At 62.5% G+C, this 22,743-nt stretch carries 17 protein-coding genes; 11 read left to right on the top strand and 6 right to left on the bottom strand.

The features are described from left to right. The first annotated feature begins 90 nt into the window (after positions 1-90). Complete coding sequence (locus CHC01_RS15845) at positions 91-660, top strand: DUF4865 family protein (RefSeq protein WP_089265203.1); 570 nt, start codon at positions 91-93, stop codon at positions 658-660. Here CHC01_RS15845 and CHC01_RS15840 read toward each other — a convergent pair. Next, positions 657-1,514 (bottom strand): LysR family transcriptional regulator, encoded by an 858-nt coding sequence (locus CHC01_RS15840; RefSeq protein ID WP_068735591.1) that lies wholly within the window; start codon positions 1,512-1,514, stop codon positions 657-659. The genes CHC01_RS15845 and CHC01_RS15840 overlap by 4 nt on opposite strands. A 158-nt stretch (positions 1,515-1,672) precedes the next feature. On the opposite strand from CHC01_RS15840, the gene CHC01_RS15835 reads away from it, so the two are divergent. After that, a complete protein-coding gene (locus CHC01_RS15835) occupies positions 1,673-3,217 on the top strand; it encodes an MFS transporter (RefSeq protein WP_089265202.1) in 1,545 nt (514 codons plus the stop codon). A 53-nt stretch (positions 3,218-3,270) separates the two neighbouring features. Here the strand turns inward: CHC01_RS15835 and CHC01_RS15830 are convergent, their stop codons facing one another. Both CHC01_RS15830 and CHC01_RS15825 read right to left on the bottom strand, forming a co-directional pair. Next, entirely contained in the window at positions 3,271-5,175 is a 1,905-nt protein-coding gene (locus tag CHC01_RS15830) for an SGNH/GDSL hydrolase family protein (RefSeq protein WP_244558410.1), read from the bottom strand. 134 nt (positions 5,176-5,309) lie between these two features. Beyond that, positions 5,310-6,386: a lysylphosphatidylglycerol synthase transmembrane domain-containing protein gene (locus tag CHC01_RS15825; RefSeq protein ID WP_089265201.1), complete on the bottom strand. Its 1,077-nt coding sequence runs from the start codon at positions 6,384-6,386 to the stop codon at positions 5,310-5,312. A gap of 402 nt (positions 6,387-6,788) precedes the next feature. On the opposite strand from CHC01_RS15825, the gene CHC01_RS15820 reads away from it, so the two are divergent. Beyond that, positions 6,789-7,295, top strand: coding sequence for a YciE/YciF ferroxidase family protein (locus CHC01_RS15820; protein ID WP_089265200.1), 507 nt, complete (start codon positions 6,789-6,791; stop codon positions 7,293-7,295). Positions 7,296-7,368: 73 nt separating this feature from the next. Here CHC01_RS15820 and CHC01_RS15815 read toward each other — a convergent pair whose 3' ends face one another. Beyond that, positions 7,369-7,803: a hypothetical protein gene (locus CHC01_RS15815; RefSeq protein ID WP_089265199.1), complete on the bottom strand. Its 435-nt coding sequence runs from the start codon at positions 7,801-7,803 to the stop codon at positions 7,369-7,371. A 71-nt stretch (positions 7,804-7,874) separates the two neighbouring features. Here CHC01_RS15815 and CHC01_RS15810 point away from each other — a divergent pair, with 71 nt between their 5' ends. Beyond that, positions 7,875-8,489 carry a hypothetical protein gene (locus tag CHC01_RS15810; protein WP_089265198.1) on the top strand — a complete coding sequence of 205 codons (615 nt, stop codon included), beginning with the start codon at positions 7,875-7,877 and terminating at the stop codon, positions 8,487-8,489. Here the strand turns inward: CHC01_RS15810 and CHC01_RS15805 are convergent, their stop codons facing one another. Both CHC01_RS15805 and CHC01_RS15800 read right to left on the bottom strand, forming a co-directional pair. Beyond that, entirely contained in the window at positions 8,490-8,915 is a 426-nt protein-coding gene (locus tag CHC01_RS15805) for a universal stress protein (RefSeq protein WP_089265696.1), read from the bottom strand. Positions 8,916-8,973: 58 nt separating this feature from the next. Next, positions 8,974-9,510, bottom strand: coding sequence for a SixA phosphatase family protein (locus CHC01_RS15800; protein WP_089265197.1), 537 nt, complete (start codon positions 9,508-9,510; stop codon positions 8,974-8,976). Positions 9,511-9,651: 141 nt separating this feature from the next. Here CHC01_RS15800 and CHC01_RS15795 point away from each other — a divergent pair, with 141 nt between their 5' ends. From CHC01_RS15795 to CHC01_RS15765, 7 genes are all read left to right on the top strand, one after another. Then, a complete protein-coding gene (locus CHC01_RS15795; RefSeq protein ID WP_089265196.1) occupies positions 9,652-11,025 on the top strand; it encodes an NAD(P)/FAD-dependent oxidoreductase in 1,374 nt (457 codons plus the stop codon). Between the two features lie 129 nt (positions 11,026-11,154). Beyond that, positions 11,155-11,661: a peptide-methionine (R)-S-oxide reductase MsrB gene (gene msrB, locus CHC01_RS15790; protein ID WP_089265195.1), complete on the top strand. Its 507-nt coding sequence runs from the start codon at positions 11,155-11,157 to the stop codon at positions 11,659-11,661. A 217-nt stretch (positions 11,662-11,878) separates the two neighbouring features. Next, positions 11,879-13,735 carry a flagellar hook-basal body complex protein gene (locus CHC01_RS15785; protein WP_089265194.1) on the top strand — a complete coding sequence of 619 codons (1,857 nt, stop codon included), beginning with the start codon at positions 11,879-11,881 and terminating at the stop codon, positions 13,733-13,735. 58 nt (positions 13,736-13,793) lie between these two features. Beyond that, the gene (gene flgK, locus CHC01_RS15780; RefSeq protein ID WP_089265193.1) at positions 13,794-15,695 is read left to right on the top strand and encodes a flagellar hook-associated protein FlgK; all 1,902 of its coding nucleotides are present in this window, start codon (positions 13,794-13,796) and stop codon (positions 15,693-15,695) included. A 7-nt stretch (positions 15,696-15,702) separates the two neighbouring features. Beyond that, the gene (locus CHC01_RS15775; protein WP_089265192.1) at positions 15,703-17,325 is read left to right on the top strand and encodes a flagellar biosynthesis protein FlgL; all 1,623 of its coding nucleotides are present in this window, start codon (positions 15,703-15,705) and stop codon (positions 17,323-17,325) included. A 282-nt stretch (positions 17,326-17,607) separates the two neighbouring features. Next, positions 17,608-19,893 carry a DUF1522 domain-containing protein gene (locus CHC01_RS15770; protein WP_089265191.1) on the top strand — a complete coding sequence of 762 codons (2,286 nt, stop codon included), beginning with the start codon at positions 17,608-17,610 and terminating at the stop codon, positions 19,891-19,893. Between the two features lie 382 nt (positions 19,894-20,275). Continuing rightward, entirely contained in the window at positions 20,276-22,558 is a 2,283-nt protein-coding gene (locus CHC01_RS15765; RefSeq protein ID WP_089265695.1) for a DUF1522 domain-containing protein, read from the top strand. Positions 22,559-22,743 lie beyond the last annotated feature (185 nt).

Raw genomic sequence — 22,743 nt, 5'->3', positions numbered from 1 at the left:
GAAATATGATTCCACGTCTGTTCTTCGCGGCCCGTCGATCGATATCGTGCATCGATCCAATGACAATGGCTGCTGAAGGAGCCCATCACGATGATCGTTGCGCATTACGAGCATCGCTTGCCCGCCGACTATGATCTCGGCCTGATCCGCTCACGCGCACAGGAGCGTGGGCCGCTCTGGGATGCAAAGCCGGAGCTTTATTTCAAGGGATTTCTCTTGCGAGAGAGCGGGCGCTTCGGGGCAACGACGTCTAGCTATTCCTCGCTTTATCTGTGGCGGCACGACGAGGCGTTTCGCGATTTTCTCGTGAACGGCGGTTACAAGATCGTCGTCGATATGTTCGGTCGGGCGCGGATCGAAACACGCGTTGCCCTCGATGCCCGCAAGGGGCGTAGCCTGAAAGCTCGCTTCGCCTATCGGCAAGATATCGCCATACCGCCCGACGCCGATCTTGAAACAACGATAAGAGGGGAGATCGAGCGCAACGCGGATCTCTCGGCGCGCGCCGGAATTGTTGCAGCCGTGATCGGATTGGATGCCGAGAAGTGGGTCTTCACCCGCGTCCTGCTCTCGGAGAATGAATGCACCCATGCTGGCGCTTGCTACCAGATCCTGCATCTGGCGCAGCCGCTGCTGGATCGCCTTCCATACGCTACCTAGCTCGTATGCGCGCGGTGTTCGCGGAACGCAGCCGCGAGGGTTCGCAGCGCTTGGCGAGACTGCATATCCGACAGTGTCGAGAGAAGTACGATTTCCGACGACGCCAGCGGTGGCAGGCCAAACTTCTGGCTGACTTCGATGGTGCCGGCCGGTGCAAGCCGGCAGGAGAAGACCGCGGTGGCAAGGCCCGCCGAGACAGCGTCCGACACGACTGAAGAGCCGCCACCGAGAAACACCTCCGTCCATGCGATGCCGGCCGCGTCCAGCGCATGAATGGCAACGTCGTGCACGCCACATACTGGCGTTAGCGCCGCCAGTCGCAATGCCTCGCCCGGCCGGTGCACAAAGCCTGGTGCTGCGAACCAGCCGAAATGCTCGGGCGCTAGCACTTCGCCGTCGCGTCGGTCATCCTCACGCCGGACGATGGCCGCATCGATTTCGCCGCGGTCGAATGCGTCCAGCAAATTGCGTGAATTATCGAGGCGAACCTCGATCGTGAGCGTGGGGTCATGGGCATTCAGGCGAGCCAGCAGCGTCGGAACCTCCGGCCCGGCCACATGGGCCGCAATGCCGAGTGCGAAACGGCGACGGGTCGCAGACAAAGCTGCGACAGCGCGATCATGCGCGGCCAGGAAGTCGCGGGCTGAATCGACGAATAGCGCGCCTTGCGCCGAGAGGCGCACCATTCGCGGGGTTCGTTCGATCAATTTATGGCCGAGGCGGTCTTCCAGCCGCTTCAGCTTCACGCTGATCGCGCCCTGGGTCGTGCCAAGCGCTTCCGCCGCACGCGTGAAGCTCTGAAGATTGGCGATGGTCACGAATGCCTGCACGGCATCCACGTCCAGGGCGCTCATTTGAATTATCCAGATTTGTTGTCTCTGAAATAATCAATCATCCAATTCTGAAATGGTCAACCTCTGCCTATGTTGCGTTCATCACAACGCAGACCGGGTGGACCTCATCCTCTGTCGTCGGGCTTCACTGTGGCGCGTTATTATCCCGAAAGGCTCCCATGCTCTCCGAATCGACACGACAAAGCACATTGGCTTTGGCGGCTGCCTGTCTCACCTCCCTGATGTTCGGTCTGGAGATTTCCAGCATTCCCGCGGTCCTGCCGACACTGGAGCGGGTGCTTCATGCCGATTTCAAACAGCTCCAATGGGTCATGAATGCGTATACGATCGCGGTGACGACGGTGCTGATGGCAACCGGCACGCTCGCGGATCGCTATGGGCGCAAGCGCGTCTATCTGATTGCGATCGTCGCGTTTGCCGCTGCATCGCTGCTTTGCGGCCTGACCGAAAATATATTGGTGCTGATCGTTGCCAGATTTCTCCAGGGCATGAGCGGCGGGGCGATGCTGATCTGCCAGGTCGCGGTGCTATCCCATCAATTTCCGGAAGGGCGGCAACGCGCCGTTGCATTCGGCTGGTGGGGGATCATCTTTGGCATCGGTCTGGGCTTCGGCCCGATCATCGGCGGCGCAATCGTGGCTTTGTCGAGCTGGGAATGGGCCTTCCTCATCCATGCCCCGCTTGCCGTGATCGCCTTGATCCTCGCCGGGAGCGGAGTTCGCGAGTCGCGCGATCCGGAGGCCAGCAGCCTTGATCTTGCAGGGATCATCACGCTCTCGCTTGCAGTCTTCTGCCTCGCATTCTTCATTACGCAAGGCCCGGATATCGGCTTCGACAGCTGGACGGCGTTTGCGGTCGTCGGCGTGTTCGCTGCAAGCCTGATCGGCTTTGTCTTCGCCGAGCGTCTCAGCCCGAGGCCGATGTTCGACTTCACCGTCTTCCGGATCCGTAATTTTTCCGGCGCGCTGGTCGGCTCGATGGCCATGAACTTCAGCTTCTGGCCGTTCATGATCTATCTGCCGATCTATTTCCAGGCAGGGTTGGGTTATAGCAGCGTCGGCGCCGGACTGTCGCTTCTGGCCTATACGTTGCCGACGCTGGTCGTGCCGCCGGTGGCCGAACGGCTCGTGCTACGTTTCCATCCGGGTCTGGTCATCCCGCTCGGCCTGTTCACGATCGGAGCGGGCTTCTTCGCCATGAAGATCGGCAGCTCGGTCGCGCATGCGAGCTGGCTGACGATGCTGCCGGGATGCGTCCTTGCCGGCATCGGATTGGGGCTGACCAATACGCCCGTGACCAACACGACGACCGGATCAGTGCCGCAGGAACGCGCGGGCATGGCGTCAGGCATCGATATGAGCGCCCGCATGATTGCGCTTGCCATTAATATCGCGCTCATGGGCCTCATTCTCGTCGAGGGAGTTCGTGCGTCTTTGAAGGCCGCGCTACCAAGCGGTACCAGTGTCGAGCTCTTACGCTCGCTGGCAGAAAGCGTCGCAGCCGGCACGGCGCTCGCGTCCGAATACAATCCCGGCGGAGCCGTCATTCAAGACGCCCTGACCCAAGGGTTCGGCTGGGTCATGCTCTATGGCGGAATGAGCGTGTGGATTCTCGCGGGCATCAGCTTTGTTGTCTTCGGCCATGGACTGCCGAGACGCGCGCCACATGGTCAAAGCTGTGTCGAAGGCGACGGTCGGGCGTAGTCCGGACCGCTTCGCTTCTGCCGGGACCGCGATGGATAGCTGAGCTGATCGTCCTATCGCGCGGCTGGCTGCAGCACCATCGGTGCCAGCGGCTCCTGCGTGACATCAGCTTCCGCGCCCAGCCGCAATACGCTCGCCGCTGCCGGCACGACGGCATCGGCCATTGCTGCATGACCTTCGCCGGTGGGATGGATCGCGCCGCCATAGACGGCCGAGAGAATGCCCCAGGTCGCGTCATGGATGTCGGCCGGCTGGATCGCGGCCGAATAGCCTTGCGGATAGGTCATCGCCGCGAAGTAGCTGTCATTGGCGTCGCGGATCCAGCGGCCACGCGGCAAATAGGGGCGGAATTCGCTGGCGCCGCGACCGCACACCATCGGCTGCGCCGCCGCTTCGACGAGACTGGTCTCGAAGCTGTCGCCCTTGGGCGAGAAGCAGGCGCGATCGAATTCGGGATCGGATGAGGAGCGTGCGCAGAAGCCGTGATTGGCGAAACTCGCCTGATGCTGATCGACGAAGGTCATGCGGTCGGCTTCGGGATTGCGGCACAGTACGCCGCCCTGGCACAGCGCGATGGACTTCAGTTGCGGCAGGAATTCGGACTCGACGAAATTCGCGACATTGGCCAGCCGCTGCGGATCGGCTGAGAACGACGGATGCACGTCGAAGCCGGCCGGGCCGCCGGGGCAGGGTGCGCCATTGGCGAAAGTCGGGTTGGCGTAAGCGGCAAACACCACGCGCGACATGTCTCCGCCGAGCAGCGGCTTCAAGGCTTCCCGTACCTTGCCGAAGCTGGAGGGCAGTTCGCGTACCAGCGCGCTGCGGGAGTCCTCGACCGAGCCGAGAATGCCGCCGCGCTTGAACAGCGCGCGTTCGGTGGCGTTCTCGACGATGACGTCGGCAACGAGCCCGGAGAAGTTGATGTCGTTGGCGCCGATCGACAGCAGCACGAGATCGAGCCGGCGTGCCGGCTGACGGCGCTTGGCGGCAGTGATGGCTTCGCGCAATTCGGCGATCTGCGCGTTGACGCTGCCCGCACAGGTGCTCGCATTCTTCGTGGTGAGGCACTCACGCGCGCGCTGTCCACCCAGCAATCCGTCGGCGATGGTCGCGCCCGAACAGGCCAGCGGCAGATAGGTGACGGCGATGTGCGGATACTGCACGGCGAGCGCCAGCGCGGCGCGTGTCTGGTAGCTATAAAGCGAGCGGTGGCACGCGGCATTGAACCACTGCGCGCCCGCGCGCTGCCAGGCCTGTAGCGACTCGTAGGAATCGCAGGAGCGTCCGCCTTTGAAGCCGGCGCGGCTCGGCCGGTAGAACTGCCCGCTGGGGCCGCCGAGATAAGAGCGGAAGCAGAAGCCGTCATCGGACAGCGCGACCGGACGATCCGGATTGCCTTCGCCCGACGCAATGGAATCGCCGAGGCCCGCAATCAGGATGTCGCGCACGGCGATGTCGGCGGTGACGCGCACAGGCGCCTCGGCGCCGCTGGTAACCTCCACGGTCGCGACCGTGCGGCGACCATAGATGGCGCGGAAATTGATCGGCTCGGCGCAATCGAGCGTGGATTGACGTGGGCCTTCGCCGTCCTCGAAGGTCCAGGCGCAGATCGCACCGACGGGCACTTCGCCGGTGAGGCGGACGGTGATCGGATGTTCGGTCGGCGTCAGGTAGCTTTCCTTGACGGTGTCACGGGTGCAGGGCTCGCTGACCTTTCCGGCCAGATCGATGCACAGCCGGTTGACGGTGTTGCGCGCCCAGCCGCGGCCGTCGCTCTGCACGCCCAAAGCCTGTTCGGCACCCAGCACGCTGCGGTTGCGCATGGCGTCGACATGGAGCTGGAAGTCACGTTCTTCGCGGAACAGTCGAAAGCGGTTGCGCACTTCCCAGGAAATCTGGATCGAACTGTTGGCCACGCCCTGCGCGGCGGCCGGTTCAACCGGCAGCGCGCCCAGCATGCCGAGCAGCAAGGCGAAGTTGATCAATGAACGTCTGAAATAAATGGGGGCCATGGCGGTGTTGAACGTCACGTATGGGGCGGAAGTAAGAAATCGATTGGCCGGACGCGCGATGTGGCGCGCCCGCGACTGATTCAACCCTGTGACTGACGCTTCAATGGCTGCTCATGCACCACGACCGGGGCGGGCTCGGTCTCGCGACGTTCATTGCGGTCATCCAGGCGGCGCCTGTGCCATGGCTGGATGACACTGAGCCAGATTTCGCGGGTGCCCATGATGCAGATCGAGATAGCGAACGGGATCATGAAATACAGGATCCGGAACATGACCACGGTGGCGACCAGCTCCTCCTGGCGGAACTGCGGCAGCGCCACCAGCAAGGCTGCGTCGAACACGCCAAGGCTGCCCGGCGCATGGCTGGCGAAGCCCAGCAGGGTGGCCAGGATGAACACCACAGCCAGTGAGACGAAATCGATAGTGGGCTGATCTGGCATCAGCAGATACATAGCCAGCGCGCAGAAGCCGAGATCGACAACGCCGATGGCGATCTGCAGCAGCGTCAACTGGGCGGAGGGCAGGACGACCTTCCAGCCGTTCTGACCGAGCTCGCGGCGTTGCTTGCCGATCGACAGCCAGATCAGATAGCCGATGATGCCGGCCAGACAGCCGAACCCGATCAGCCGATTGATGGCATTGGGCAGGAGATCGATGGCCGAGGCGGCCTGCGGATGCCAGACCATGCCGATGCCCAGCACGAACAGATTGCCAAGCCAGAAGGTCAGTCCGGAGATGAAGCAGATCTTGGCGACGTCAATGGCATTCAATCCGTAGTCCGAATAGATGCGGAAGCGGATGGCGCCGCCAGTGAACACGGTGGCCCCGATATTGTGGCCGATGGTGTAGCTGGTGAAGCCCGACAGCGCCGCGATCCGATACGGCACATGTTTCTTGCCGATCGTTCTGAGCGCGAAGTAATCGTAGAAGGTGAGGGTGCAGAAGGCGCCGATCACGCACAGCGTCGCCATGGCGATTTGCATCGTCGATTTTGCGGCCATCGCCGCCAGGATCTTGGCGGTATCGAGGCCCTTCAGCGTATGCACCAGATGGGAGATGGCGAGGGCGATGACGATCAGGCTTGCAACAACACCCAGCCGTTTCCAGCCGACGTGTTGCTTGAAGCCGCGCCCGAGCGCGGTCAGCAATCGTTGCATTCGTCCTCCCGGCGGAGCGCGAACAGGTGGAAAGCCGATCGGGGTAACAGGCGGCAAGCGGCGACCAATTCACTCATACGCGAAGTTCACTCATCAAGCCCAAACCCTTACGGCAAAAACGTTCCGTTGTGCAGTCCTTGACAGCGCCAGCGTTAATGCCGCGCCGCAAGGTCGCCACATACCCGCGCCGGCTGCAAAGCCCTGACCCTGCACGACAATCGCACAGACAATTCCGAGCCATTCGTCCCGCATTTCATATAGGCGGGCAAGTCGAATGTTCCATGCGGCAAATCAAGACGGTCCCGGAACACGTCCCAATATCGATGGTTACCGGCCTATCGCAACCGAGCGGGACAATGCGCCGCAGCGGCCACCCCGTTCCAGAACACCGGGATTGAAACGATGGGACTGTTCACCAAGGACATCAAGACGATGGATGACCTGTTTGTGCACCAGCTGCAGGACATTTATTACGCGGAGAAGCAGCTTCTGAAGGCGCTGCCGAAGATGGCTGACAAGGCGACCGAACCGCTGTTGAAACAGGGCTTCATGACGCATTTGCAAGAAACCGAAGTGCATGTGCAGCGGCTTGAGCAGGTCTTCGCCACGCACGGCGCCGAGGTAAAGGCGGTTACCTGCCCGGCAATCGACGGTATCATCAAGGAAGCCGACGAGACCGCCGGGGAGGTCGAGGACAAGAAGGTACTCGACGCCGCACTGATCAATGCGGCTCAGGCCGCCGAGCACTATGAGATCGCACGGTACGGTAGTCTGATCGCCTGGGCGCGCCAGCTTGGCCGCAACGATTGCGCGGCCGTGCTGCAGAAGACGCTCGATGAGGAAAAGACCACCGACAAGAAGCTGACGTCATTGGCCGAAGGCAAGGTCAATATGCGCGCCGCAAGCTGATCGCGGTACCAGCGATCACACGGCACAGAACAATCGCGCGGGCGAAAGCCTGCGCGATTTTTTTGGGCTTCGCCTATGCCTTTCGCAGCGCAAAATGGGCGCCGCAGAACGCCATGACGCCGCCGAGGCCGAGGGCGGCAAGACTGGCCAGAACACCCGATGCCGTCGGTATAGCGTTGGGCGCCGAGGCCGCCTGACCGGCGCCGGCCAGAAACAGCACGCCAATGGTGATCAGAAACTGCCGCATGCGCTGCGGGATGCGACCGGATGCTGCGCTGTGCAGCAGGTTAGCGGTCACATAGCCGCCGACAAAGGCCATCGCCGCTATCAGCCACCAGGCGAAGGCGGATCCGATCGGCATGAAATTGTCGGGATCGTTGCGCCAGAGGCCACCGAGGTCGAGGCCGAATCGCTGGCCGAGCATGTGTACGGCCAGCGCCAGCAGCAATCCTGAAATCATCGCGCCGGCCAGAATCAGGCGGCGCGGAAAAGTGGTCGTCTCGGCCATGGCAAGCTTGTAAGGGACATGCAGGCGATCGCGCAAGCAAGCGAGGTCGAACAGCGCAGGGGACATTCTGTTTGCTCAAGACCCTCTTCAGGCGCAGGGACGCATCGTCTGCCGCAGAAGCGGCAGGGCCGGGGCACACCTATGCCTACAAGGCCTCCCTGATTGGCGCCGCGCATCGTTATGAATTGACCGATGAAGGTTTGTTATGGCGCACAGGTCGTCGCTCTGGTGTCTGGGCCTATGCGGATATCGCGGCGATCCGGCTGTCCTATCGGCCGATGGGTATGCAGCACCGCCGCTTTCGCGCCGATATCGATCATGCCGACGGTCGTCACATCACGATCTTCTCGACGTCGAAACAAACCGTCGCGCTGATGGAGCCGCAGTCGGGCTTCAGCGCGTTTATCCTGGAGCTGCATCGCCGCCTCGCTGCGGCAGGTAGTCTGGCCAAGCTCAGCTCCGGCCTGCGACCAGGCATCTACACAATGATTGTCGCGGCACTGGCCTTTGTCGGTCTCGCAATGACCGCGCTGCTCCTGCGTGCACTGTTCACCGGGGAGTTTGCCGGCGTGGTCTTTATCATTGGCTTCGCAATATTCTTCGGCTGGCAGATCAGCGGTTTCATCCGCCGCAACAAACCGCGCAACTACACATTCAGCAGTGTGCCGGCCGACCTGTTGCCGTAGTCACGGCCGCACGACGAGTACCGAACATTTCGCATAGCGCACCACATGGCCGGCATTGGAGCCGAGAAAGTAAGTGCGCATCGCCGGGCGGTGCGAGGTCATCACAATGAGATCGGCCTTGATCGCCGAGGCTTCTTCGAGAATCTCGTGATAGATGCCGCCCTGTCGCACCACGCTGGAGACGCGGGTACTGTCGATGCCGCAATCGCGTGCCACCGCCGCAAGAGCGGCCTGCGACGATTCCAGTTGCTGAGTATCGAAATCCGCCGGGACATATTCGGCCAGCATCACCGGCGTCATCGGCATTATGTTGAGCAGCCGGACGGTGGCACCGAAGGTTTGCGACAGCGTCGCGGCCTGGGCAATCGCGGGTTTGGCCACATCGGTTTCGGCCAGATCGATCGGGACCAGAATGGATTTGTACATGCGCACCTCCATCGTCGTCCGGAGAAGGATAGCACAAACCGGTTCCGATGGGCGCGGCTTATTCGCCCGCGGCGCCCTTCAGCAGTTTCGGGCTGACGAATTGCACGAGTTTTCCATCGCGGAAGGCAACGTCGTTCCAGTCCTCGATGGGAAAGTCGATCACCACGATGCTGCCGGTCGGCAGGTTGTCGGCGACGGCTTTCCTGCCTGCGGCATCGCCGCCGCCAATCAGGCTGAGCGCCATTTCATGCAGGCCGGGATTGTGGCCGACCAGCATCAGCTGCTCTGGATCTTCCAGGGCGGCGCCGCGGATCACCGCCAGCAATTCGGAGAGGCCGGCGCCATAGAGTTCATCAAGGCTGGCGACTGTCGGTTTCGCCGCCGGCATCGCCGCGGCCACGAGGCTCCAGGTCTGCTGCGCGCGTACCGCCGTGGAGACGCAGACCAGATCGGGCAGGGGCGGATTTCTGCTGAGCCAGGCGCCCATGAGAGCCGCATCCAGCCGGCCGCGGTCATCCAGCCTGCGATCGAAATCCTTGCCGCTCGGCGCGTCCGTTTCAGTCTTGGCGTGACGCAGCAGCAATAAACGGCGCATGGCGCGATCTCGATTCGGCAAGAGCAAGAGGTAGTAGCGAGGCGAGCGGCGCGGTCGCGCCAGACGTCAGGTCTGCGGATTAATGGACATGAACCGTGAGGACAAGGTGACAAGCGCCCCACCTGTCCGTAAGAAAACGTTATGACTGCCCCTTCCGCAAGCGTGACATTTGGACCTGAGGTCGCCGACGCCGACCGTGCGCGGTTGACCTTCAGCCTCGATGTCGATGTCTGCGTGGTCGGGGCCGGGCTCGCCGGGCTCAGCATTGCGCTGGAAGCGGCGCGTCTGGGTGCAAGCGTCGCGGTGCTCGAAGGGCGCTATGTCGGCTGGAACGCGTCCGGCAACCAGCTGGGAACCGTGATGCCGGGCTTTGGCCTGCCGCTCGCCGATCTGATTGCGCGTGTTGGCCTGGAGGACGCTCGTGAGTTGTGGGCGCTGTCGAAGCAGGGCGCAGAGTATGTCCGGACCCAGGCATCAGACGAGCTGATCCCCGGTCTCGGCCTGTCCGAGGGCGCGCTGGAAGTCTCCAATGTCGATGTCGGCGATCGCCTGATCGCCCGCCTGCAGATGCTCGGCGAAGATTTCGATACTGAAGTGGACGGCTGGCAGATCGACCGCGTCCGCGACATGCTGAAAACGAAACGCTACTTTCACGGCGTGCACTATCCGAAGGCGTTCCAGATCGATGGCCGCAAATATCTGTTGGGTCTCGCAGCGCTGGCGAAACAGGCCGGTGTGCGGATCTTCGAGGATACGCCGGTGGTCAGCATCGATGCCGGCGGCATCCGCAAGCGTATCGTAACGCCGTCAGCGCGAATGCGTGCCACACACATCGTGCTGGCCGGCAATATCCATCTCGGTGCGCCTGCGCAAAAGCTGTCGGACACGCTGTTGCCGGTGTGGCGCTATGCCGGCATCACCGAACCGCTTGGTGAGCGTCTCGCCGAGGCGGTGACGTTTCAGGGCTCGGTGAGCGATAGCGACGGCGTCGACCATTTCCGTATTGTCGATGGCGATCGGCTGATGTGGTCGAGCCCGGAAACAACCTGGGCCGGGCAGCCGGAGCGCTATGCCGGCGCCATCGCGCGCCGCATCCGCACCGTGTTTCCGGCGCTGGGCAGGGTCGCCATCGCCGAGACCTTCGGCGGCGCGCTCGGCCAGACCGTGCACGGCATGCCGCAGATCGGGCAACTCCGTCAGGGATTGTGGGTCGCCAGCGGCTTCAGCCATCGGGGCCTCAACACGACGGCGATGGCCGGGCAACTGATCGCCCGTGGCATGTATGCCTATGACGATCGCTTCAAGCTGTTTGCGCCGTTCGAACTGGTCTGGGCTGGTGGCACGACCGGACGGGCCGTCGGCTACGCGGTCGGGCTATGGGAGCGGCAGGGCTCGGCGCTGGCCGGCACGCTGGCGCGGTACCGCGAACGGGCCGGGGCACGGGAGCGAATCCGCGAGGCGCGGCTGGCCGAGGCCAATCTGCGCGCGGGAACGCGGGGCCCGCGGCCGGGCTAGGCCGATCCACCCGGTTTGGGCGCGCAACAAAACGTGAGTAACATTTCGGAACCGGCGTGTAACTTCCGGCTCGTCCGCCCGTATTTCAAGCGAACGAGATGATCGTCTCGATTGTCAGGGATACCAACCATGATCGACCGCCGCTTTCTTTTGACGACCGCTGCTGGCCTGGGAGGATTGCTGTCGCTGAAATGGCTGACGGCTTCGCCGGCGCGGGCTGCCTCGGACGAGAAGTTCGAAGTCGTGAAGACCGACGAGGAATGGCGCAAACAGCTCACGCCGCAGCAATACGAAATCCTGCGCAAGGAAGGCACCGAGCGGCCATTTTCGAGCCCGCTGAACAAGGAAAAGCGCAAGGGCACCTTCGCCTGCGCCGGCTGCGACAATCCGCTGTTCTCGTCGGAGACCAAGTTCGAGAGCGGTACCGGCTGGCCGAGTTTCTGGCAGCCGCTGCAGAATGCTGTGGGCGAGCGCAAGGATTCGACGCTCGGCATGGTTCGCACCGAGATCCACTGCCGTCGCTGCGGCGGCCATCTTGGTCACGTCTTCGATGACGGCCCGAAGCCGACCGGTCTGCGTTACTGCATGGACGGCTTCGCGATGATCTTCAAACCGGCCGCGCCGTCGGCGACCTGAGCAACTACGCAGAACCCGGTGAAATCAGGCGCCGATCCGGCAATTATTTCCCTGCTAGGCAATTGTGCCCCGGTCCATGGACCGGGGTTCTTTGTTTAGTGCGTTGAATTCGTTGAATTTATCCCCTTGGCACGGGGCTTGCGACATCTCCTCCGACAGCGGCTGTGAATTTGGCACCATCCGGCGGGCCGCCCGGATCGAAGTTGGAGACGATGTAATGGGTATCTTCGGCGCTCTCACCACGTCCGTTGCGGGCCTGCGGGCGAACTCCTATGCGCTGGAAAACATTTCCGGCAACATCGCCAACTCGCAGACCACCGCCTTCAAGCGGATCGATACCAGCTTCCTCGACCTCATTCCCGATGCCGGCACATCCGCACAGGTGGCCGGCAGCGTGACGGCGCAGTCGCGCAGCACCAACACCATCGCGGGTTCGGTGCAGTCGTCTTCGGTCGCGACTTACATGGCGATCAACGGCGACGGCTTCTTTGCGGTGCAGAAGCCGGGCAACGTCTCCGACTCCACGCCGATCTTTGACGGTGTCAACAAATACACCCGTCGCGGCGACTTCTCGCTCGACAAGAACGGCTATCTCGTCAACGGCGCCGGTTACTATCTGCAGGGCGTCAAGATTGATCCCTCGACCGGCAACCCGGCCGGTAGCACGCCGGAAGTGCTGCGCTTCCAGAATGACTTCCTGCCGTCGCAGGCCACCACCAAGATCGACTACCGCGCCAACCTCGCCAGCTATCCGCTGACCACCAAGCATCAGACGTCGGTGCCTGGTTCCGAATTGCTACGATCCGCCGACTTCGTGTCGAACCCGCGTGTGCTGGGCACTGCGGCTACGCCTTTCGGCAATACGGGTGTTCCCGGCAATGCGCGCAACAATTTCGCGACGACACCGGCGCCGATCTCGGCGAATACCAAACTCGCGCCGGTGTCCGGCAGCGATACGTTGCCGGTCGGCTTCGCAAACGGCGATACGCTCGTGCTGAAGACGACCAGCGCCGGCGTCACCACGACCAAGACGCTTTCGTTCTACACGGGCGCCGTTGCTCCTGCAGCCGTGCCAGGCACGACCTTTATCCCTATCGACACGGCCGATGTCGGCGACGTGCTCACCGCCATCGACACCGCGACCGGCAACACGTCGCCGCTATCGAGCGTGTCCGCCACCGGCGTGATCACGTTGAACTCCGGTACGGCAAACGACTTTACGCTGGCCGCAGGTTCGACGACCACGGCGGTCGCCGCATTCCAGGCCCTGGGTTTCACCGGCACTGTCACCGGCCTTCGTTCGGGCGGCGGCACGGCGGGCACCGGCATCGTGATCGGCAGTGATGCTCAGACCTTCCTCGATGAATCGATCAGCGGCGGCGCCAAGACCGTCTATGACGGCAATGGTGCACCGGTCAGCCTGCAATTCAGGTGGGCGAAGGTCGAGTCCGCCACGCAGGGCGGAACGGATACCTGGAACCTGTTCTACCAGACCGACCCCGCGGCCACGGGCGCGACCGCTGCCTGGCAGAATGTCGGCACCGACTTCAAGTTCGGGCCGAACGGCCAGATGCAGCCGGTCGTCGGCCAGATCACGCTGACCGGCCTGACCGTCAGCGGCAAGAGCCTTGGCAATGTCACCATGGCGTTCGGCACGGGCGGTCTCACGCAATTCGCCGACACCAATGGCAACGTCCAGGTCAATCAGCTCGAGCAGGACGGCTACGCTGCGGGTCAGCTCCAGAGCGTGTCGGTCAGCAATGAAGGACGTGTGGTCGGCAGCTACTCCAACGGCCGCAACATCGATCTTGCCGAAGTCAGCATTGCTACCTTCAACGGCGCCAACTTCCTCAAGCGCATCGACGGCGGTGCGTTCGAGACCACCAACGAATCCGGCGAAGCGCTGTACGGCAAGGGTGGCAGTATTTCCGGCTCGTCGCTGGAGTCGTCCAACACCGACATCGCCGACGAATTCACCAAGCTCATCGTCACCCAGCAGGCCTATTCGGCCAATACCAAGGTGATCACGACCACCAACACCATGGTTCAGGATCTGCTGAACGTGATGCGTTAATCGGAGGGCCGCATCTGCGGCCTTCTTCCTGCGTCAACCTTGAGAGCGACAGTTAGTTATGAGTCTGAACGACGCACTCTCCATCGCCATGTCCGGCCTGCGCGCCAATCAGGCCGCGATGTCGCTGGTCTCCTCGAATGTGGCCAATGCGGAAACGCCTGGCTACATTCGCAAGTCGACGGATCAGGTCGCAGTCAATTCCGGCAACGGCAGCAGCGTCCGCACGGTCGGCGTCAATCGTGAACTCGATCAGTATATCCAGGCGCAGCTCCGCACCGAAACGTCGGGCGCGGGCTATGCCTCGCTCCGGTCGAGCTTCCTGCAGCAGATGCAGAGCCTCTATGGCGATCCTGGTTCAGTCGGCTCGCTCGAATACTCCTTCAATGCCCTGACGACAGCAGTGCAGGCGCTGTCAACGAGCGCGGACAGTCAGTCGGCGCGGATCGGCGTGCTCAACGCCGCGCAGACACTCGCGCAACAATTGAATTCGATGACGCAGGGTATTCAGAACCTGCGCAGCTCGGCGGAAAGCGGCATCAAGGATTCGGTGACGACCGCCAACACTCTGATGAAGCAGATTGCCAAGATCAACAATCAGTTGACGGCCAATCCGCAAGGCGGAACATCGACGGATTCCAACACCGCCGCGCTGCTCGATCAGCGCGATCAATACGTCACGCAGCTGTCGCAGCTGATGGATATCCGCGTCACCACCAACGGTGCCAATCAGGTCACCATCTTCACCGGTTCCGGTGTGCAGCTGGTGGGCAACGAAGCGGCGACACTGGCGTTTAATGCCCAAGGCACAGTATCGGCCGACACGACGTGGAGCGCGGATCCCAGCAAGAGCAATCTCGGCTCGGTGGTGATCGAATTTCCGAACGGCGGATCGATCGACCTGACTGCTGCCGGCGCTATCAAGTCGGGCACGATCGCCGCATATACCGAACTTCGCGACAAGACGCTTGTCGAGGCGCAGAACCAGCTCGATCAGTTCGCAGCGTCGATCTCGAGCGCGCTCTCGGACAAGACGACGGCGGGAAGCGTGTTCCCGGCGCCGACGGTGCCGCCGACGACGCTGCCGCCGGGAACGCCGACCGGCTTCACGCTCGACGTATCGCAAATGAAGCCGGGCAATGTCATTCACTTCACGTATACGGATACGGCGACCAACACGCAGCGCGAAATTTCGTTCATGCGGGTCGATGATCCCAGCGTGCTGCCGCTGCCGAACACGGCAACAACCAATCCGAATGATACCGTCATCGGCCTCGATTTTTCTTCGGGCTTCGGCTCGGTTCTGAATCAGTTGAACGCGGCGCTTGGCGGCCAGGCTACGTTCTCCGGCACGGCCGGTGCGCTCACCGTCGTCAACAATCCCGCATTCGCCAACATCAACGCGGCGTCGGTGACGGTCACGCAAGGTCCCACTGATCTAAGCAACGGCAGCCCGGAGCTGGCGTTGTTCACTGACAACGGCGCCGCCTATAGCGGTGGCATCAGCAAGAACGGTTCGCAGATGACCGGTCTTGCCGGCCGGCTGACGATCAACAATGCGATCGTCGCCGACCCCTCCAAGCTGGTGGTTTATAGCGGATCGACGGCAGCAGGCGACACGACGCGGTCGGCCCTCCTGCTCAACCAGTTGAACAATGCCAGTTTCACTTATTCGCCGGCGACGGGAACGGGCAGTGATACGGCACCGTTCAAGGGGACGCTGTCGAGCTATATGCGCCAGTTCGTCGGGCAACAGGGCGCTGCGGCGGATTCCGCCAAGCAACTCGCGGATGGCCAGAACGTCGTTCTCAATACACTCGACAAGAAGATGGCAGACGCGTCCGGCGTGAATATGGATGACGAGATGGCGCATCTGCTGTCTCTGCAGAACGCCTATTCGGCCAATGCGCGCGTGATGTCGACGGTCAACGAACTGTACAAAACCCTGATGCAGGCATTCTGAGGCAATCATGACAATCAGCGGTGTCGGCTCACGCACATCCTATATCGGATCCGGAATTACCAATCTGCGCGATCAGCTCGACGCGCTGACGCAGCAGCTGTCGAGCGGCAAGATTTCCAACACCTATGCAGGGCAGGGCAGCGGTCGCAGTCTCGCGATCGCGCTGCGCGCGCAGATCAGCAATGTTGCGGCCTATGCCGATACTGCCGTCAATCTGAACACGCGCATCGGCGTCGCAAACCTGTCGCTGCAGCGCCTCGTGGCGATCGGATCGGATGTGAAAGGCGCCGCGGTCAGCGCTGGCGGCAATTTCGACAATACCGGTCAGACGCCAGGGCAGAAGACGGCGTCGCTCGGCTTCTTCGATTCCGTCGATATGCTGAATGCGCGGTCGGGCGACCGCTACCTGTTCTCCGGCCGCGCCACCGATACGGCGCCGGTCGCGCCGGCCGACCAGATCATGAATGGCAATGGTGCGCTCGTCGCCGGCCTCAAGCAGGTGATCGGCGAGCGCAAGACGGCCGATCTCGGTGTCAACGCAAACGGACGCGTCGGCAGCGCGATCGGAACCCCGGTGACCTCGGTGGTGATTTCCGAAGAGGACGCGACACCGGCACCGCCGGCTGTGGCGCAGCCCTTCGGCATGAAGGTCACCGGTGTGTCCACCACGATTGCCGGTGCGACGGTCACCCAGCCCGTCGATTTGCCGGCGACCGTTCCGCCGACGCCGCCGGCAACGCCGGTGGCAAAGTCGATGTCGATCGATCTTGGGGCGACCAACCCGAATGTCGGCGATCAGGTCAAGTTCACCTTCACGATGCCGGATGGCACGAAGGAAGACATCGTCCTGACCGCATCGGATAAGACACCCCTGCCAGCCAATTCGTTCTTGATCGATCCCGGTCAGCCGAACGCCGTTCCGCCGGTGGCGCCGTCATCGACGGCAACTGCAGCGAACCTCAATACCGCGCTCGGCACAGCTATGAAGGATCTCGCCAACGGGCCGATGGTGGCGGCCTCTGCGATCGAGGCTGGCGACAATTTCTTCGACCAGCCGCCGCTGCGCGTCGGGTCGACGCCGCTCGGCTCTGCGACCACGCTCGTTGCCGGCACGGCCGACAATACCGTGATCTGGTATCAGGGCGAGCAGGACACGGCCGCCAACGGCTCGGCCCGCGGATCGGCAATCTCCCAGGTCGATACATCGATCAAGGTGCAATATGGCGCGCGCGCCGACGAGCAGGCCCTGCGCTCGCAATTGCAGACAGTCGCAGTGTTCGCGGCCGTGGCCGTCGATCCGGCACAACTCGGCAATGCGACCTATGCCAAGAACGCCAGCGCGCAGATCGCGGCGCTGAACCAGCGTGTGGCGCAGAACCTGGCGGATATCCCCGGCCAGCAGACGATTCAGGACATTCAGGCCGACTTCGCCGGCGCGCAGGCGTCGATCAAGTCGACTACGGATCGGCAGGTGCAGACCAAGGCGATGGCCCAGACGATGCTCGACTCCATCGAGGGCATTAATGACGACGAGGTCGCGACCAAAATTCTGGCGCTGCAGACCGCTTTGCAGGCTTCGTATCAGACAACGTCAAATCTTTATCAGATGAGCCTGGTTAAGTTTCTTTAACGAATTGCTTCGTGTTTACAACTTCGCCGGGTTTTGGTCGCCTCGTCAAAATCCGGGAAGCCAACCTCCCAACGATACAAAAGCACTGATAACAAACGACAAAGCCCGACTTTTACGAGTCGGGCTTTGTCGTTTTGGGGGACGGGTGCGGGTAGTCAAACACACGCACAGGGAGCGCTAAATCCGCACAATTCCCTTTACGCAATTTTAGAACCTCAGCGTCATCTTCCCTTCGTCGACCAAGAAGGTCGCTCGTTGTGTCTACCAGGAAGGTAACCAAACATGTCCGGCATTACACTCTCGTCCTCCGTCCGTCAGAACCTGCTCTCACTGCAGTCGACCGCGGACCTTCTCTCCACCACCCAGAACCGCCTCTCGACCGGTAACAAGGTCAACTCGGCGCTCGACAATCCCACCAACTTCTTCACGGCCCAGGGCCTGAACAACCGCGCCAGCGACATCAACAACCTGCTTGATGGCATCGGCAACGGCGTCCAGATCATCCAGGCTGCCAACACCGGCATCACCTCGCTGCAGAAGCTCGTCGACTCCGCGAAGTCGATCGCCAACCAGGCGCTGCAGACCACGGGCGGCTACTCCACCAAGTCGAACGTCTCCACCACGATCACCGGCGCGACCGCTGACAACCTGCTCGGCACCACGACCTATGCCAGCGCCAGCGCAACCGGCAGCGTCGTGTTCTCCGGCGCCGCAGGCGGTGCCACCGCAGCGGTTTCGACCTCGACCCTCGGCGGCACGGCCGGCACGCTGGTGGCCTCCGCTGCTGTTACCGGCAACGGTACGGGCACCCCGAACATCGATACTTCCACCCTCCTGTTCTCGGCGGGCGGCGCTACCGGCAACGGTCTGAGCACTCAAGCCAACTCGAAGTTCACCGATGGCTCGACACTGAGCGTCAACGGCAAGACCATTACGTTCAAGGCTGCTGCGGTGCCGACCGCGGCGAATCTTGCAGCTGGTTCCTCGACGCTTGCTGCGTCTGGCGCCGGTGCGAACGTTGTTACCGACGCGTCGGGCAACTCGACCATCTACATGGGCACCACCGCAGAATCGGCTGCGACTGTCGGCGACTTGATGGCTGCCGTCGACGTCGCCAGCGGCACCCAATACGTGTCGGCCGTGGCATCGGGCGTCGGCACGCTCTCGGGTACGGCCAGCACCATTACGGCTGGTGTCGTTTCGCTGAAGAGCTCGACGGGCGCTGATCTGTCGGTCACCGGCTCCGCCGATATGCTCAAGACGCTGAACCTCACGGCCTCAACGGGCACCGCCCTGACCACCGTGGGCGCAGCTCGCGCAACGGCGACCGGTTCCACCGGCTCGCTGATCCAGGATGGCTCGACGCTGAACGTCAACGGCAAGACCATCACGTTCAAGAATGCGAACGCTGCCGATGTGAATGCCATTCCGACCGGTTATGGTAAGCCGTCTGGCTCGAACCTGATCACCGACGGTAAGGGTAACTCGACGGTGTTCCTGCAGGGCGGTACCGTTGCAGATATCACTGCAGCAATCGACCTCGCCACCGGCGTCAGCTCGGCGACGATTGCGACCAACGTTGCGACCGTCACCACCACGGGCACGGCTTCGTCGATCTCCAGCGGTGCGCTGAAGATCTCGACCGGCACTGCGGCCGACCTGTCGATCACCGGCACGGGCAATGCCCTGGCGGCGCTCGGCTTGAAGGGCTCGACCGGAACCGACATGTCGTTCAACGCCTCGCGCGCTGCCGGCACCGGTGGTGTCTCGGGCAAGACCTTGAGCTTCACCTCCTTCAACGGCGGTACGGCGGTTGACGTCACCTTCGGTGACGGCACCAACGGCACTGTGAAGTCGCTGAACCAGCTCAATGACAAGCTGTCGGCGAACAACATGACCGCTACGGTCGACGCCAGCGGCTTGCTGAAGATCTCGGCTTCGAACGACTTCGCGTCGTCGACGCTTGGTTCGGCGACGTCCGGCGGCACCCTTGGCGGCACGCTCAAGGACTCGCTGACCTTCACGACGCCGAAGGATCCGGTGGAAGACGCGACGGCTCAGGCCACCCGCGCCAACCTCGTCAACCAGTTCAACGGCATCCTGACGCAGATCAACACCACCGCGCAGGACGCGTCGTTCAACGGCGTCAACCTGCTCGGCGGCGATACTCTGAAGCTGACGTTCAACGAAACCGGCAAGTCCACGCTGAACATCACCGGCGTCGACTTCGGTTCGGCCGGTCTCGGCCTGTCGAGCCTGACCTCGGGAACGGACTTCCTGGACAACTCCGCGACCAACAAGGTGCTCTCCACCCTGAACGTCGCGTCGTCCTCGCTGCGTGCCCAGGCTTCGGCCTTCGGTTCGAACCTCTCGATCGTGCAGACCCGTCAGGACTTCTCGAAGAACCTGATCAACGTGCTGCAGACCGGTGCGTCGAACCTGACCCTGGCCGACACGAACGAGGAAGCGGCAAACAGCCAGGCGCTGTCGACCCGCCAGTCGATCGCCGTCTCCGCGCTGTCGCTGGCCAACCAGTCGCAGCAGGGCGTTCTCCAGCTGCTCCGTTAATCACGGCGCACTGATCATACGAAAACCAAGCGGCGGGGCAGAAAGCCCCGCCGTTTTTCGTTGTCATAATCGCTGCTCAAAGGCCCGAAAAGCTTACGCTTTTCGGGCCTTTGCCATTTTGGGACAGTTTTACGAAAGCCTTAATCCGCTGTTAACCATATCTTAAATGGTCGTCGGTCATATTCGGCCCGTGTAGGAAGCAGGTAGGTCGAGAATCGACCGCGTTTAATCCGGGATCGCCGTCAGGCGGGCCGAGATTCCTCTTCCAGAAGGGCGTCAAACTTCACCGGCAGCGTCGCGGCGAGACCGAGTCTCGTCCCAGACGTACCATGCGCAATGCGACCCGAAGGTCGGCATGCGCGGGGAACAGGAAGGTTACAACATGTCAGTCGTTCTCTCGGCGTCAGTTCGTCAGAATCTGCTTTCGCTGCAATCCACCGCTGATCTGTTGTCGACCACCCAGAACCGGTTGGCGAGCGGCAAGAAGGTCAACACGGCCCTCGACAACCCGACCAACTTCTTCACGGCTGCAGGCCTCGATAGCCGCGCCAGTGACATCAATAATCTTCTCGACGGCATCGGCAACGGCGTGCAGATCCTGCAGGCGGCCAATACCGGCATCACCTCGCTGCAGAAGCTCGTGGATACCGCGAAGTCGCTCGCGAATCAGGCGCTGCAGACCCCGGTGGGCTATTCGACCAAGTCGAACGTCTCCACCACCATCGCGGGCGCAACACCGGACGATCTGCGCGGCACCCAGACTTTCGCCAGCGCGACGGCTACCAGCAACGCGGTGTATAACGGCACGGCCGGCGGTACGACGCCGGTCACTGGAGGCACCACGCTGGGCGGCGTGGCGGCATCGCTGGTCGGTACTGCCGCGCCTGACGGCGCCGGTACTGCGGCGTCGCTGTCCGGCACGTTGAAACTGATCGGTACGCCTGCCGGCGCTGCGACCATCGGCGCCACGGCGCAGCCGAACGACGGCGACACCATGATGGTGAACGGCAAGACGATCACCTTCCGAACCGGGCCGGCACCCACCGCGGCCACCGCTCCCGTGGGGCTTGGCGTCGATAGCGTCAATACCAACGTGGTTACCGACGGCAACGGCAACTCGACGGTCTATCTCGGTACGGCGGGCGCCCCGACCGGTAGCGTGGCCGACCTGACCAAGGCCATTGATCTCGCCAGCGGTGTGCAGAAAGCCGTCATTTCCAACGGCGTCGCGACGGCTTCAGCGTCGTCCGGCACCGTCGCATCGATTGCCGCCGGCGTCCTCACGCTGTCGACGTCCACGGGGTCGGATCTCAACATCAGTGGAAAGGCGGACTTGCTGAAGCAGCTCGGCCTGACGACATCGGTCGGCGCCGGAACGGTTTCCGTCTCGCAATCGCGCACGACGGCTCCGGGCACCATCGGAAATCTGATCCAGAGCGGCTCGACACTTTACGTCAATGGCAAGACCATCACGTTCAAGGATGCGTCCGTTCCGGCAGCGGCCAACATCCCGGCCGGCTCCGGCTCGCCGGTCGGCTCCAACCTCGTGACGGACGGTAGTGGCAACACGACGGTCTATCTCCAGGGCGGCAAGATCTCCGACGTTCTCACGGCCATCGATCTCGCCACCGGCGTGCAGACTGCGGTCAATAACGCCGCGACTGGTGTGGCCGCTCTGACCACCACGCAGGGTTCTACCGCATCGACCGTTGCCGCCAACGGTACGTTCAAGATCAGCACCGGCACGATCCAGGATCTGTCGATCAGCGGCAGCGGCAATGCTCTCTCGGCACTCGGCCTCGCCGGCAACACCGGCACGTCGACCGTGTTTACTGCTGCACGCGCCGCGGGTCCGGGCGGCATCAGCGGCACGACGCTGACCTTTTCGTCGTTCAAGGGCGGCACGCCGGTCAATATTACATTCGGCGACGGCTCCAACGGCACCGTCAAGACGCTGGCGCAGCTGAACGTCGCACTGGCCGCCAACAATCTGGCAGCCACGGTCGATGCTACCGGCAAGCTGGTGATCGCGGCGGGCAACGACTACGCGTCATCGACCATGGGCTCGGTGCTCGATGGCGGCACCATGGGCGGCACCGTGACGTCGGCGCTGAGCTTCACCAGCGCTGCGCCGCCGCTTGTCGATCTGCCGTCACAGTCGACCCGCGCCAACTTGGTTGCGCAGTACAATAACCTCATCACCCAGATCACCACGACGTCGCAGGATGCATCCTTCAACGGCGTCAACCTACTGGCCGGCGATACGCTGAAGCTGGTGTTCAACGAAACCGGCAAGTCGACGCTGAACATCACCGGCTCGGAATTGACGCCCGCCGGTCTGGGCCTGCCGACGCTCATTTCAGGCAGCGACTTCATCGACAACGCGTCGACGAACCAGACACTGAGCCAGCTCAATATGGCCAGCACGCAGCTGCGCTCGCTGGCTTCGGCGCTCGGCTCGAATCTCTCGATCGTGCAGATCCGTCAGGACTTCGCGAAGAACCTGATCAACGTGTTGCAGACCGGCTCGTCGAACCTGACTTTGGCCGACACCAACGAAGAAGCGGCCAACAGCCAGGCGCTGTCGACCCGGCAGTCGATCGCCGTCTCCGCGCTGGCGCTGGCCAACCAGTCGCAGCAGAGCGTGCTCAAGCTGCTCCAGTAAGTCTGGCGGCCGCACCAAGATTACCGAACGGCGGGAGAAATCCCGCCGTTTTCCGTTGATCGCGGGGTGGTCAGAGGCGCGTCGCCGGGTATCCTTGCTTTCCCCAGACTGAAGATGCGGCGGCTGAACGCTGGTATTATTCGAATCGCAGGCGTATTTTCGGGGTTTCTGGATAGTGCATGCCC

This window comes from Tardiphaga sp. OK246 (genome assembly GCF_900188215.1).
GTDB classification, from domain to species: Bacteria; Pseudomonadota; Alphaproteobacteria; order Rhizobiales; family Xanthobacteraceae; genus Tardiphaga; species Tardiphaga robiniae.
Note: the sequence above shows the minus strand (reverse complement) of the source record. Positions and strands in the feature narration are given on the sequence as shown.

What these genes read in the sequence shown, in the direction of transcription:
- CHC01_RS15815 (WP_089265199.1), bottom strand. Translation starts at nt 7,803, where the DNA reads ATGGCCGAGACGACCACTTTTCCGCGCCGCCTGATTCTGGCCGGCGCG.
- CHC01_RS15785 (WP_089265194.1), top strand. Translation starts at nt 11,879, where the DNA reads ATGGGTATCTTCGGCGCTCTCACCACGTCCGTTGCGGGCCTGCGGGCG.
- CHC01_RS15795 (WP_089265196.1), top strand. Translation starts at nt 9,652, where the DNA reads ATGACTGCCCCTTCCGCAAGCGTGACATTTGGACCTGAGGTCGCCGAC.
- CHC01_RS15805 (WP_089265696.1), bottom strand. Translation starts at nt 8,915, where the DNA reads ATGTACAAATCCATTCTGGTCCCGATCGATCTGGCCGAAACCGATGTG.
- CHC01_RS15775 (WP_089265192.1), top strand. Translation starts at nt 15,703, where the DNA reads ATGACAATCAGCGGTGTCGGCTCACGCACATCCTATATCGGATCCGGA.
- CHC01_RS15845 (WP_089265203.1), top strand. Translation starts at nt 91, where the DNA reads ATGATCGTTGCGCATTACGAGCATCGCTTGCCCGCCGACTATGATCTC.
- msrB (WP_089265195.1), top strand. Translation starts at nt 11,155, where the DNA reads ATGATCGACCGCCGCTTTCTTTTGACGACCGCTGCTGGCCTGGGAGGA.
- CHC01_RS15820 (WP_089265200.1), top strand. Translation starts at nt 6,789, where the DNA reads ATGGGACTGTTCACCAAGGACATCAAGACGATGGATGACCTGTTTGTG.
- flgK (WP_089265193.1), top strand. Translation starts at nt 13,794, where the DNA reads ATGAGTCTGAACGACGCACTCTCCATCGCCATGTCCGGCCTGCGCGCC.
- CHC01_RS15800 (WP_089265197.1), bottom strand. Translation starts at nt 9,510, where the DNA reads ATGCGCCGTTTATTGCTGCTGCGTCACGCCAAGACTGAAACGGACGCG.
- CHC01_RS15830 (WP_244558410.1), bottom strand. Translation starts at nt 5,175, where the DNA reads ATGCTGGGCGCGCTGCCGGTTGAACCGGCCGCCGCGCAGGGCGTGGCC.
- CHC01_RS15840 (WP_068735591.1), bottom strand. Translation starts at nt 1,514, where the DNA reads ATGAGCGCCCTGGACGTGGATGCCGTGCAGGCATTCGTGACCATCGCC.
- CHC01_RS15835 (WP_089265202.1), top strand. Translation starts at nt 1,673, where the DNA reads ATGCTCTCCGAATCGACACGACAAAGCACATTGGCTTTGGCGGCTGCC.
- CHC01_RS15765 (WP_089265695.1), top strand. Translation starts at nt 20,276, where the DNA reads ATGTCAGTCGTTCTCTCGGCGTCAGTTCGTCAGAATCTGCTTTCGCTG.
- CHC01_RS15825 (WP_089265201.1), bottom strand. Translation starts at nt 6,386, where the DNA reads ATGCAACGATTGCTGACCGCGCTCGGGCGCGGCTTCAAGCAACACGTC.
- CHC01_RS15770 (WP_089265191.1), top strand. Translation starts at nt 17,608, where the DNA reads ATGTCCGGCATTACACTCTCGTCCTCCGTCCGTCAGAACCTGCTCTCA.